The sequence below is a fragment of the Monashia sp. HAY1-11D genome, from assembly GCF_056868035.1.
Map to the genome: position 1 here is coordinate 3,338,877 of NZ_CP200320.1, position 12,290 is coordinate 3,351,166.

Consider the following 12,290-nt stretch of genomic DNA (forward strand, 5'->3'; position numbering starts at 1 on the left):
CCGCGCTCTGCCGGCGCGGCGAGGTCACTCGAGCCAGTCGGTGACGAAGTGGTCGTTCGCGTGGATGTGGACGCCCTCGTAGCCGCCGGGGCCGGTGCGGAACCGATGCGGCGTGTTCGCCGGCACGACGAGCACCTGACCGGCGCGACCGACGACCTCGCGAGCGTCCGCCCCGGAGCCGATGGTGAAGGTCGCCGACCCGCGCCGGATGACGAACGTCTCGGCGTAGGGGTGCTGGTGCAGCCGGCGGCCACGCACGGCCACGTCGATCGGCGGCGGCGCTGCTCGACATCGTCCCGCCGATCGGGCGTCCCCGCTCGGCGGCCGGGCGCCCACGGGTGCTCGGGAGTGTGCGGCGGGTGCGCGGGCACGCGTCCGGACGTGGGAGACTGGGACGATGCCGGCCCCGGCCGAGCACGACCGTCCACCCGCCGCCCATCTCGCGAGGTTCGCCCCACCGTGTCGCCCATGGCCCGCTCCGCGTTGGCCCCCAACGCAACGCCGCCGGACCTGATCCGCAACTTCTGCATCATCGCGCACATCGACCACGGCAAGTCGACCCTCGCCGACCGGATGCTCCAGCTGACCGGGGTCGTCGACGCGCGGGCGATGCGCGCCCAGTACCTCGACCGCATGGACATCGAGCGGGAGCGCGGCATCACGATCAAGAGCCAGGCCGTGCGCATGCCGTGGGAGGTCGGCGGGCAGACCTACGCGCTCAACATGATCGACACCCCCGGTCACGTCGACTTCACGTACGAGGTGTCGCGCAGCCTGGCTGCCTGCGAGGGCGCGGTGCTCCTCGTCGACGCGGCCCAGGGCATCGAGGCCCAGACCCTAGCGAACCTCTACCTGGCGATGGAGAACGACCTCACCATCATCCCGGTCCTCAACAAGATCGACCTGCCCGCGGCCCAGCCGGAGAAGTACGCCGAGGAGCTCGCCAAGCTCATCGGTGGCGACCCGGAGGACTGCCTCAAGGTGTCCGGCAAGACCGGGGAGGGCGTCGAGGCGCTCCTCGACGAGATCGTCACCCAGCTCCCGGCCCCGACCGGTGACGCGTCGGCGCCGGCCCGCGCGATGATCTTCGACTCCGTCTACGACACCTACCGCGGCGTCGTCACCTACGTCCGGGTCGTCGACGGCAACCTCAACCCGCGCGAGCGCATCGTCATGATGTCGACCCGGGCCACCCACGAGCTGCTCGAGATCGGCGTCATCAGCCCGGAGCCGGTGCCCGGCAAGGGGCTCGGGGTGGGCGAGGTCGGCTACCTCATCACCGGCGTCAAGGACGTCCGCCAGTCCCGCGTCGGCGACACCGTGACGAACGCGAGCAAGCCTGCCACGCAGAGCCTCGGCGGCTACCGCGACCCCAAGCCGATGGTCTTCTCCGGGCTGTACCCGATCGACGGATCGGACTACCCGGACCTGCGCGACGCCCTCGACCGGCTCAAGCTCAACGACGCGGCGCTCGTCTACGAGCCGGAGACGTCGGCCGCCCTCGGCTTCGGCTTCCGCTGCGGTTTCCTCGGGCTGCTGCACCTCGAGATCGTCCGCGAGCGGCTCGAGCGGGAGTTCAACCTCGACCTCATCTCCACCCAGCCCAACGTCGTCTACGACGTGACGATGGACGACGGCAAGCAGATCCACGTCACCAACCCGAGCGAGTTCCCCGAGGGCAAGATCGCCGAGGTCAGCGAGCCGGTCGTGCGCGCCACGATCCTCGCTCCGAGCGAGTTCGTCGGGGCCATCATGGAGCTGTGCCAGCAGAAGCGCGGCGCGCTCCGGGGGATGGACTACCTGTCCGAGGACCGGGTCGAGATGCGGTACACGCTGCCGCTCGCGGAGATCGTCTTCGACTTCTTCGACCAGCTGAAGTCGCGCACCCGCGGCTACGCCTCGCTCGACTACGAGCCCGACGGGGAGCAGGTGGCCGATCTCGTCAAGGTGCAGATCCTGCTCCAGGGCGAGAGCGTCGACGCGTTCAGCGCCATCGTCCACAAGGACAAGGCCTACTCGTACGGCGTCATGATGGCCGGCAAGCTCAAGGACCTCATCCCGCGCCAGCAGTTCGAGGTGCCGATCCAGGCCGCGATCGGCTCGCGCATCATCGCCCGCGAGAACATCCGCGCCATCCGCAAGGACGTCCTCGCCAAGTGCTACGGCGGCGACATCAGCCGAAAGCGCAAGCTGCTCGAGAAGCAGAAGGAGGGCAAGAAGCGGATGAAGATGGTCGGCCGGGTCGAGGTCCCGCAGGAGGCCTTCATCGCGGCCCTGTCGAGCGACGGCGCGGGGGACAGGCCGAAGAAGTAGCCGGGGCGGCGCCCGTCAGTCCTCGAGCAGCCTGGCGCGCAGCCGCTCGGTGTCGGCGGCGGTCCACCCCTGGGCCTCGAGCCAGCCGAGGGCGCCGCCGTACCGCACCTGCAGCGCCTCGAGGAGCAGGCGCATCGTGTCGGTGGTCGGTGACTGCTGCGCGACGGTCTTGTCCCGCAGGTTGTCGGCATACGCCTGCTTGGCGCGCAGTCGGTCCATGATCGCCGCGACGCGCTCGGCCGAGGCGGCGTAGTCGGCGACGACGAGGTCGGCCGGCACGCCGACCACGGTGAGAGCGAGCCCGACGACGGTGCCGGTGCGGTCCTTGCCCGCGGCACAGTGCACGATCGAGGCCCCGTCGCTGCCGGCCACGGCCCGCAGGGCCGCGACGACCGAGTCGGGCCGCTGGACCAGGTAGGAAAGGTAGTGCTCCGACCAGAACGCGTCGTGGCTGCGCCGGCGGGCCTCCTCCTGCTCGGCCTCCGCCGCGCTCGCGATCCCGGCCCCGGCGCGCTCCGCGGCCTCTCGCCGCGCGGTGTCGCGGGCCCGTCGCTCGTCGGTCTCCCACGGCAGGGCACGCTCGGCGGCCGGGATGCCCGACTCGGACGTGTCCTCGCGGTAGAGCGTGAAGTGGTGGTAGCGGATGGCCGGTTCGGCGAGCAGCGGGCCCTCGCCCTCCTTGGCCACCTCCACATGGGTGCGAAGGTCGACGACGTCGCGGACACCGACGACGTCGACGAGGTGGCGCACCGAGGGCGCCGGCAGGTCCTGGAGGTTGTCGGAGCGGATGAGTCGTCGGGGGCGGACGCTGCCGCCGTCGGTGGTCGGCATCCCGCCGAGGTCGCGCATGTTGACGACGCCGTCGATCTCGATCCAGTTGGGCCGGTACACGCTCTCGACCCTACGGGACGGCCGCGCGGCCACGAGAAACCGGTTGCACCGCCCCCGGCACCCTCGGATATCTTGACGTCGAGATAAACCGGGACGAGGGGTGGGATGATGGCGACGGCAGGGGTGGCGGCAGAACCGTTGACACGCAAGGGGATTCCGGTCGACCGCGACCTCCGCATCCTTGCCGCCGGGTCGTTCGCCAACCGGTTCGGCGCCGGGGCGGTGATGACGACGAGCGCCCTGTACTTCACGCGTCAGGTCGGCTTCACCGCCACGGAGGTGGCCCTGGCGATGTCGGTGGCCGCGGTCGTGGGCATCCTCGTGCAGGTGCCCGCCGGGCACCTCGGCGACGTCCGGGGCCCGCGCCGGGTGCTCACCGTCCTCATGGCCGGGGCCGCGGTCTTCAGCGCGCCGCCGGCGTTCGCGCGCACGCCGTGGACCCTCGCGGTGCTCCTCGGCGTGCTCACCCTCTTCGAGCGGGGCGCCGGCGCCGTCAACCAGGGCGTCGTCGCCCATCTCGCCACCGGGGGCCGCGGCGTCCTCTTCAAGGCGTACCTGCGCGCGGTGACGAACACGGCGCTCGGCCTGGGCTCGGTCCTCGGCGGCGCCGCGCTCGTCGTCGACCGTCCCTGGGCCTACGTGTCGGTCTTCGTCCTCAACGCCGTCTTCACCGCCGTCGCCGCCTGGAACACGACGCGTCTGCCGGACCTGCCGCCCTACGCCCGCGGCGCCGACGAGCCTCGCCTGGCGGTGCTGCGCGACTGGCCCTTCGTCGTCGTCACGGTCCTCACCGGACTGTTCTCGTTGCACTTCTTCGTCATGGAGCTCGGCCTGGCGCTGTTCATCTCCCAGCGCACCACGGCCCCGCCGGTCATGGTCGCCGTGCTGCTCGTCATCAACACCGCGGCGGTGGCGCTCTTCCAGGTGCGCCTGTCGCGGCGTGCGGACTCCGTCGAGGCGGGCTCCCGCGCCCTGGTCCGCGGCGCGTGCTGGATCGCGGGCGGCTTCGCCGTCGTGGCGCTGGCCGACCGGGGTCCGGCCTGGTTCGCTGTCGCGGCCCTCGTCGTGGGAGCGCTCGTGCACGTCGTCGGCGAGATGATCGGCTCCGGCGGGCAGTGGGGTCTGCAGATGGGTCTCGCGCCGCACGAGCGCCAGGGCCAGTACCAGGGCTTCGCCGGCCTGGGGTTCAGCGTCCTGTCCGTGGTGGGGCCACCCGTCGTGACGTACTTCTGCGTCACGCTGGGCCAGACCGGGTGGCTGTTGCTCGCCGGGTTCATGCTCCTCGTCGGGGCGGCGTCGGTGCCGGCCTCGCGGTGGGCCCTCGCCAGCAGGGCGCGGTACGGCGTCACGACGCACTCGGGCTGACGGCCTCCCCGGCCGCGTGACCGGCCCCATGCTTTGATGTGCCCGTGCAGTGGATGCGTGTGCTCGGCCGGCGAGGGTCCCGGGCCTCGGGAACGGAGGCCCCGCAGGTGGGCGACGCGATGCCGGCCGGCACGACGCCGACCGGAACGACGGCGGCCGACGCGACGCTCGCGGACGCGACGCCTGCCGACGCGACGCCGGCCCCGACGGAGGCCGTCGAGGAGCGGGCCTGGACGCCTCCCACGGCCCGCGACCTGCTCACCCTCGCCGACGAGGAGGCGTGGTCGGTCAACCGGCCGCACTACGAGGCCCTCCAGCTCGTCCTCCAGGCCGTGTCGCGCCGGCCCGGCGGTCGGGTCGTCGTCACCGGCGCCGCCGACGTGGAGGCCTGGTCCTCCGTCCTCGAGCGGGCCTGGCCCGACCTCACGGTGCACCGCGTCCACGTCGATGACGAACCCTCCGCGGTGCACGTGCGGCTCACCGTGGCGGGGCCGTTCGACGTCGTCGTGGACGCGTCCGACACGTCCGCCGTCGAGCAGGCCCGCCTCTTCCAGCGCGTCTTCATGCACCTGGACAAGGGCGGCTGGTACGTCGCCCGTCGACTCGTGCCCGGTGGCGACGCGGCCGAGCCGGCGCAGAGGTCCGAGCGCTTCGAGCGTGGCCGGGACGCCCTGCCCAACGAGAACATCCCCGAGGAACCCCCGTACGAGGGCGACCTCTGGTCGCTCGTCGCCGAGGCCCAGGCGGCGCGCACCCGTGACCTCGTCGACGACCTGTCGAAGGGGTGGGAGCGGCGCGACGTCTTCGGGCTCGCGGGATGTCTCGCGGAGGTCCACGTGCACAGCAAGGTGCTCCGCCTCGTCAACAGCACGCGCGTCGCGCCGAAGCTGCGCGAGGAGGAGGTCGACGCGGTTCTCGCGGCGCGACCCGAGCTGGGGGAGCGGCTTGCGTCCCTTCCCTCGGTGACGTGGAGCGCCACCAACGAGTACGTCGTCAACCGCGCCGGCGACCCGTACGTCCAGACCGAGTTCCGCGTGCCCGAGATGGTGCTGCGCCGCTACGACGAGGCCGTCTGCGCGCGTGGGCAGATCGTCACCCGGGACCACCTGCTCTACCCGGAGTCGTTCCGGCAGAACTGGATGACGCGGATGGCCAACATCTACGTCATCGAGAAGTTCCCGCGGTTCGGGGTCGTGCGCCGCGACGTCAGCAGCCCCGACCCGCTTCCCGGCGCCTGGTTCCACCTCGACTCGGAGTGGCCGGGGCACTTCGGCCACCTGCTCACCGAGCAGGTGAGCCGGCTGTGGGCCTTCGAGCAGGTGCGTGCGGTCGAGCCGGAGGCCAAGGTCCTCCTGACCCTCCAGCACGACCGGGAGCCGATGGCGCTGCAGCCGTTCGAGAACGAGGTCCTCGGTGCCTTCGGCATCACGGCCGAGGACGTCCACGTCTTCACGACCACGTGCCGGCCCGAGCGCCTCTACACGGCGACGGGCATGTTCTCCCTGCCACGCTTCGTCCACCCGGACATCGCGCGCCTGTGGGACCGCGTCGGCGACCACCTCGTCCGCGACGCGGATGACCGTCCCCGTGCAGAGCGGCTGTTCGTGTCGCGCAGGCCCGCGCTCAAGAGGTCGTGCCACAACGTGGCCCAGGTCGAGGAGCTTTTCAGGGCAAGGGGATTCGAGGTCATGTACCCCGAGGACCACGCCCTGTGCGAGCAGGTGTCGCGCTTCCGTGCCGCCCGCACCGTCGCGGGCTTCGCCGGCAGCGGCCTGTTCTCCCTCATGTTCTGCCGCGACGCCAAGGACGTCGTCGTCCTCGGGCCCGACGCCTACACGGCCAGGAACGAGAACCTCATCGCGGCCGTCCGCGGCCACCGGGTCACCGCAGTGCGCAGCCGCTCCGACGTCGAGCACCCGGAGGGCTGGTGGACCCAGCAGGCGTTCGCCTCGGGGTTCACCTTCGACGTCGAGGACGAGGGGCGCTTCCTCGCCGAGCAGCTCGACCGCATCGAGGCGCGTCGGTCCTGACCGTCCGGGCCGGTGCGAGAATGACCGGGTGCCGCCCTCAGCCCTGCCCGACGGCGACCCCGCTCCGCCGACCGGCGAGCTGCCGGCGTCCGCCCTCACCTCGCTCGCCTCGACCGACCTCGGCGTCTACGTCCACGTGCCGTTCTGCTCGGTCCGCTGCGGCTACTGCGACTTCAACACCTACACGCTCACCGAGCTCGGCGGTCCCGGGGCCTCCATCGGCCTCGACTCCTATGCCGATGCCGCGACGCGCGAGCTCGACCTCGCGGCGGGCGTCCTCGGCCCGGACGCGCCGCCGGTGTCGACGGTCTTCGTCGGCGGCGGCACCCCCACGATGCTGCGCAGCCGCGACCTCGTCCGCCTCCTCGCCGGCATCCGCGACCGGTTCGGCCTGGCCGCGGACGCCGAGGTGACGACCGAGGCCAACCCCGACTCGGTGACGCCCGAGTCGCTCGCCGAGCTCGCCGCCGGCGGTTTCACGCGCGTCTCCGTCGGCATGCAGTCGGCGGTTCCCCATGTGCTGCGCACCCTCGACCGCACCCACGACCCCGTCAACGTGGCCCGCGCGGTGGCGGGGGCGCGGGCGGCCGGGCTGCAGGTCAGCGTCGACCTCATCTACGGCACGCCGGGGGAGTCCCTCGACGACTGGCGCACGAGCCTGGAGACCGCCGTGGCCCTCGAGCCGGACCACGTCTCGGCCTACGCCCTGGTCGTCGAGGAGGGCACGCGGCTGGCTGCGCAGGTCCGTCGCGGCCTCGTCCCGGCCCCCGAGGACGACGACGAGGCCGACAAGTACGAGCTGGCCGACGAGCTGCTCTCGGCCGCCGGGTTCGGCTGGTACGAGGTGAGCAACTGGGCCCGCGACGAGCAGCACCGCTGCCGCCACAACATCGCCTACTGGGCCGGTACGAACTGGTGGGGCATCGGCCCCGGGGCCCACAGCCACGTCGGTGGCGTCCGGTGGTGGAACGTCAAGCACCCGAGCGCCTACGCCCAGCGGCTCGGCACCGGGCAGTCGCCCGCCGCGGCCCGCGAGGTCCTCGACGACGAGCAGCGGCATGACGAGCGTGTGCTCCTCGGCACACGTCTCGTCGAGGGACTGCCCGTGGCGGACCTGCGAGGATCGGGACGCGCCGCCGTGGCCGGGCTCGTCGCCGACGGGCTCGTCGACGGCGTCGCGGCGGTCTCCCGGGGACGCGTCGTGCTGACGCGGCGCGGGCGGCTGCTCGCCGACACCGTCGTGCACCGGCTGCTCGCGGCCTGAGCGTCGACGCCGGGACCCGGACCGCACGACAGGTCACCGACCGACGACCCGACGACCCACGAGGATGGACCCCATGACGCAGACCGCGCCCACCGACCGCGCCCCGTCCGACCCCGGCGCCCCGGCCGGGGGAGCGGACGTGCGCGGGGTCGTCGCATCGGCCCGGGCGGCCTTCCGCAGCGGTCGGACCAAGCCGTACGCCTGGCGGGTCGAGCAGCTGCGGGCCCTACGGGCGATGATCGTGGACCACGAGGACGAGCTCGCGGACGCCCTGCGCCAGGACCTGGCCAAGAACCCGACGGAGGCCTGGGTCACCGAGCTCGGGTTCGTCGTCGAGGAGATCGACCACACGTTGCGGCACCTGCGCTCGTGGCTGCGGCCGCGCCGCGTGCCCGTGCCGCTCTCGGTCATGCCCGGCCGCGCCCGGGTCGTGCGAGAGCCGCTCGGCGTCGTCCTCGTCATCGCGCCCTGGAACTACCCGGTGCAGCTGCTGCTCGCCCCGCTCGTCGGTGTGCTCGCGGCGGGGAACGCGGCCGTGCTCAAGCCGAGCGAGGTGGCGCCGGCCACCTCGCGGGTGCTCGCCCGGCTGCTGCCCCGCCACCTCGACGCGTCGGCCGTGCACGTCGTCGAGGGCGGGGTCCCGGAGACGACCGCCCTGCTGGCCGAGCGCTTCGACACAATCTTCTACACCGGCAACGGCTCCGTCGGCCGCATCGTCCTCGAGGCGGCGGCCCGGCACCTCACACCGGTGACGCTCGAGCTCGGCGGCAAGTCGCCGACCTACGTCCACGAGGACGCCGACCTGCTCGTCGCGGCCCGACGCATCGTCTGGGGGAAGTTCACGAACGCGGGGCAGACGTGCGTCGCCCCGGACTACGTCCTCGGCACCCGGGCCACGCTCGACGCGCTCGTACCGCGGCTCGCCGACGCGCTCCGGGAGTCCTTCGGGACCGACCCTGCGAGGTCCGCGGAGTACGGCCGCATCGTCGACGACCGGCACTTCGCGCGGCTCCACGCGTTGGTCGACGCCGAGCGGGTCGTCCTGGGCGGGGAGTCCGACGCCGCCAGCCGCTACCTGGCCCCGACGGTCCTCGACGGCGTCTGCCTCGACGACCCGGCCATGCAGGAGGAGATCTTCGGGCCGGTGCTGCCCCTCGTCGAGGTGTCGGGCCTCGACGAGGCGATCGAGGTGATCACCGAGCGCGACAAGCCGCTCGCGCTCTACGTCTTCACCGCCGACGCGGACGTGCGCCGACGCTTCGTGCGCGAGACGTCGTCCGGCGCCCTCGGTGTCAACCTGCCGCTCGCGCACATGGCGGTCCACGGGCTGCCCTTCGGCGGGGTCGGCGCGAGCGGCAACGGCGCGTACCACGGTGAGCGGTCCGTCGAGCTCTTCTCGCACGCCAAGGCCGTGCTCGAGACCCCGACGACGCCCGACACGACCGCCGTCGTCCGCCCACCTTTCACGCCGTTCAAGCAGCGCGTCATCGACCGTGTCGTCGCGCGGGGGCGCCGCCACCGCCGGCCCTGACGTCGGCCGCCGTCTAGCATGCGACGGTCCGGAACGCGTGCATCCCGGCCCGCGTGTCGCGTGGGAATTCTGGGATTCGTGAGACGCGGTGGGCCCTGTGTCCTAGATTGCGTGGAGCATGACGGCGAGGACGGGAGACCCGGTGGCGGCGACGACACGACCCCTGCGCCCGTGGCGTCGACGCGTGGCCGTCCTCGTCGCGGCGCTCGCGACGACCCTGACGAGCGTCGGGCTGGCGGCCCCGGCCCGCTCGGCCGAGTGGATCGTCCTCTGCACGGGCTACGACCCCTGCGCGGCCGCCGGGTACCCGAACGCGGGCTACAAGGAGAACGCCGCGACGAGCTGGTGGCGCCAGTCCACCGGCCACAACTGCACCAACTACGTCGCCTACCGGCTCGTGCAGAACGGGTTGCCGAACACGAAGCCGGCGAGCCTGAGCGGTAACGCCTCGAACTGGGGCCCCTCGTTCCCCGCGCAGACGAACACGAGCCCGGCCGTCGGGTCGGTCGCGTGGTGGGACACGTCGTACTCCTCCACCGGCCACGTCGCCTACGTCGAGCAGGTCCTGTCGGCCTCGGACATCATCGTCTCCGAGGACAACTGGGGCGGGGACTTCCGCTGGCGCCGGGTGACGCTCACCGGCGGACGATGGCCCAAGGGCTTCATCCACCTCAAGGACCAGGGTCCCACGGTGGCCACCGACACCCGTGCCTGGCAGGTCTCCGCGCCGGCCAGGCTGCTCGACACCCGCACCGGGGCCGGCGCTCCCGTGGCCAAGGTGCAGGCGGGCAAGGCGGTCACGGTCCAGGTCACCGGCCGTGCGGGCGTCCCTGCGACCGGCGTCGACGCCGTCCTGCTCAACGTCAACACCACCGCCCCGGCCGCCGCCGGCTACCTCACGGCGCACGCCGACGGCACGACCCAGCCCGGCTCCCGGGCGGTCTCGTACGCCGCAGGAGGGGTGACGACCACCCTCGTGCTGAGCAAGGTCGGCACCGACGGCCGTGTCCGGTTCTACACGTCGGCGACCACGGACCTGTCGGCCGACCTCGTCGGGTGGTCGCCCACGGGCGGCTACGTCTCCGGAGGCGCCCCGACGCGGGTCCTCGACACCCGCACCGGCCTCGGCGCCCCCAAGGCCCGGCTGGCCGCCGGCGGCACGCTGACGCTGCCGCTCGCGGGCAAGGCCGGGATCCCGGCGACCGGGGCCGCCGCGGTGCTGCTCGACGTGTCCGCCGCGACCCCGACGACCGCCGGATGGCTCACCACGTGGCCCGCCGGCACGACGCGCCCTGCCGCGCCCCAGCTGCGGTACGAGGCCGCCGGCGCCGCCACGGGTCTCGTCGAGGCACGCCTCGGCACCAACGGTGCGGTGACGATCCACTCCACCGCCCAGACCGACGTCCTCGTCGACGTCGTGGGCTGGCTGCCGACCGGGGCCGACCAGGTGGCGCTCGGGCCGACGCGCATCCTGGACAGCCAGACCGGCCTCGGCTACCCCGTCGGACGGGTCGCGGCAGGGCAGGCACCCCTCGTACCCGTCGTCGGCAAGGCCGGCGTCCCCGCCTCCGGCGTCCGGGCGGCGCTCCTGACCGTCACCGTCGCGTCACCGACCGCGGCCGGGTACGTCACCGCCTATCCGAGCGGCTCGGCCGAGACGCCCTATGCGACGGTCAAGTTCGCGTCGGGTCGGACCGTGACCAACACCGTCCTCGTGCCGGTCGGACTCGACGGCTCGGTGCGGGTCAAGACCTCCGCGGCCGCCTACCTCAAGGTCGACGTCCAGGGTTACCTGCGCTGGTGACGCGGGGGTCCGGGAGCCGGCGCGGGCCGCGTCAGGCGCCGGGTTCCGTGACGAAGTCGATGAGCTCCTCCACGCTGGCGAGCAGCGCCGGCTCGAGGTCGGCGTAGCTGCGTACCGTGCCGAGGATGCGTTTCCAGGCGTTGGCGATGTCGGCCTGCGTCGAGTGGGCCCAGCCCAGCTCGGCACAGATGCCGTGCTTCCACGACGTGCCCCGCGGGATGACCGGCCACTGCTGCCAGCCGAGCCGTTCCGGCCGCACCGACTGCCACACGTCGACGTACGGGTGGCCGAGGACCTTGACGTGCCCGGACAGCCCCGGTAGCGACCGGGCCTGCTCGACGATGCGCGCCTCCTTGGTGCCGGGCACGAGGTGGTCGACGAGCACCCCGAGCCGTCGCCCGGGCCCGGGCCGGAACTCGGCGATGATCGCGGCGAGGTCGTCCACCCCGTCCATGAGCTCCACGACCACGCCCTCGACCCGCAGGTCGTCACCCCACACCTTCTCCACGAGCTCGGCGTCGTGGCGCCCCTCCACGTAGATCCGCGACCCGCTCGCGACCCGGGCGCGCGCGCCCTGCACGGCCACCGACCCGCTCGCGGTGCGCGCGGTGGCGCGGCGGGCGTCGGCGAGGGCGGCTGTCGCGGCGGCCGTCGGGGGCGTCAACGTGACCGGGCGTCCGTCGACGAGGAACCCCGGACCGAGCGGGAAGCCCTTGGTCCGGCCGCGCCGGTCCTCGAGGTGCACGACGTGCATGCCGCCCGCCTTCTCGACGCGGACGACGGCGCCCACCCAGCCGGTCTCCACCTCCTCGACGACGAGATCCGGTTCGGCGGGCATCGGCGTCGAGCGACCACCGCGGGGGGCACGCCAGTCGCCGCCGAGGACGTCGGAGCCGTATCGGTCGATCGGGGGAGGGGGCACACGGCGTCCGAGGCTAGGCCCTCCGGCCGCCGGATGCCGCCCGGCGCGCCGCTCCGGGCGGCATACGGTGGGACGGAGGTTCGGCGGTTGGTCCGACTCGACGTAGAATTGGCACTCGTTCGCCGAGAGTGCCAAGGGTCCGAGGGCTCATCGCCGGGGCCGCGCTGACG

Annotated in this window: 9 protein-coding genes; 6 read left to right on the plus strand and 3 right to left on the minus strand. The window is 73.0% G+C overall.

What is annotated here, in order from left to right; translation table 11 throughout:
* Nucleotides 1–24 precede the first annotated feature (24 nt).
* Nucleotides 25–258: a cupin domain-containing protein gene (locus AC1VM9_RS15415; protein ID WP_481346961.1), complete on the minus strand. Its 234-nt coding sequence runs from the start codon at nt 256–258 to the stop codon at nt 25–27.
* A 210-nt stretch (nt 259–468) separates the two neighbouring features.
* Between AC1VM9_RS15415 and lepA the strand changes: the two genes are divergently transcribed.
* On the plus strand, nt 469–2,313 hold the full coding sequence (lepA, locus tag AC1VM9_RS15420) for a translation elongation factor 4 (protein ID WP_483123243.1): 1,845 nt from the start codon (nt 469–471) through the stop codon (nt 2,311–2,313).
* A 15-nt stretch (nt 2,314–2,328) separates the two neighbouring features.
* On the opposite strand, the gene AC1VM9_RS15425 is transcribed toward lepA, so the two are convergent.
* Nucleotides 2,329–3,204 carry a tyrosine-protein phosphatase gene (locus tag AC1VM9_RS15425; RefSeq protein WP_481346963.1) on the minus strand — a complete coding sequence of 292 codons (876 nt, stop codon included), beginning with the start codon at nt 3,202–3,204 and terminating at the stop codon, nt 2,329–2,331.
* Between the two features lie 108 nt (nt 3,205–3,312).
* Here AC1VM9_RS15425 and AC1VM9_RS15430 point away from each other — a divergent pair, with 108 nt between their 5' ends.
* The 5 genes from AC1VM9_RS15430 to AC1VM9_RS15450 all read left to right on the plus strand — a co-directional run bounded on the left by AC1VM9_RS15430 (nt 3,313) and on the right by AC1VM9_RS15450 (nt 11,198).
* Complete coding sequence (locus AC1VM9_RS15430; RefSeq protein ID WP_483123244.1) at nt 3,313–4,569, plus strand: MFS transporter; 1,257 nt, start codon at nt 3,313–3,315, stop codon at nt 4,567–4,569.
* A gap of 53 nt (nt 4,570–4,622) precedes the next feature.
* Entirely contained in the window at nt 4,623–6,599 is a 1,977-nt protein-coding gene (locus tag AC1VM9_RS15435) for a glycosyltransferase family 61 protein (protein ID WP_483124032.1), read from the plus strand.
* A 28-nt stretch (nt 6,600–6,627) separates the two neighbouring features.
* A complete protein-coding gene (hemW, locus tag AC1VM9_RS15440; RefSeq protein ID WP_481346965.1) occupies nt 6,628–7,863 on the plus strand; it encodes a radical SAM family heme chaperone HemW in 1,236 nt (411 codons plus the stop codon).
* Nucleotides 7,864–7,936: 73 nt separating this feature from the next.
* Nucleotides 7,937–9,394 (plus strand): aldehyde dehydrogenase family protein, encoded by a 1,458-nt coding sequence (locus AC1VM9_RS15445; protein WP_483123245.1) that lies wholly within the window; start codon nt 7,937–7,939, stop codon nt 9,392–9,394.
* A gap of 118 nt (nt 9,395–9,512) precedes the next feature.
* On the plus strand, nt 9,513–11,198 hold the full coding sequence (locus AC1VM9_RS15450; protein WP_483123247.1) for a CHAP domain-containing protein: 1,686 nt from the start codon (nt 9,513–9,515) through the stop codon (nt 11,196–11,198).
* A 31-nt stretch (nt 11,199–11,229) separates the two neighbouring features.
* Here the strand turns inward: AC1VM9_RS15450 and AC1VM9_RS15455 are convergent, their stop codons facing one another.
* On the minus strand, nt 11,230–12,120 hold the full coding sequence (locus AC1VM9_RS15455) for a DUF3097 domain-containing protein (RefSeq protein WP_483123248.1): 891 nt from the start codon (nt 12,118–12,120) through the stop codon (nt 11,230–11,232).
* Between the last annotated feature and the right edge of the window lie 170 nt (nt 12,121–12,290).

Coding starts and splice junctions, on each gene's coding strand:
- lepA (WP_483123243.1), top strand. CDS start 469: ATGGCCCGCTCCGCGTTGGCCCCCAACGCAACGCCGCCGGACCTGATC.
- AC1VM9_RS15430 (WP_483123244.1), top strand. CDS start 3,313: ATGGCGACGGCAGGGGTGGCGGCAGAACCGTTGACACGCAAGGGGATT.
- AC1VM9_RS15435 (WP_483124032.1), top strand. CDS start 4,623: ATGCGTGTGCTCGGCCGGCGAGGGTCCCGGGCCTCGGGAACGGAGGCC.
- AC1VM9_RS15445 (WP_483123245.1), top strand. CDS start 7,937: ATGACGCAGACCGCGCCCACCGACCGCGCCCCGTCCGACCCCGGCGCC.
- AC1VM9_RS15450 (WP_483123247.1), top strand. CDS start 9,513: ATGACGGCGAGGACGGGAGACCCGGTGGCGGCGACGACACGACCCCTG.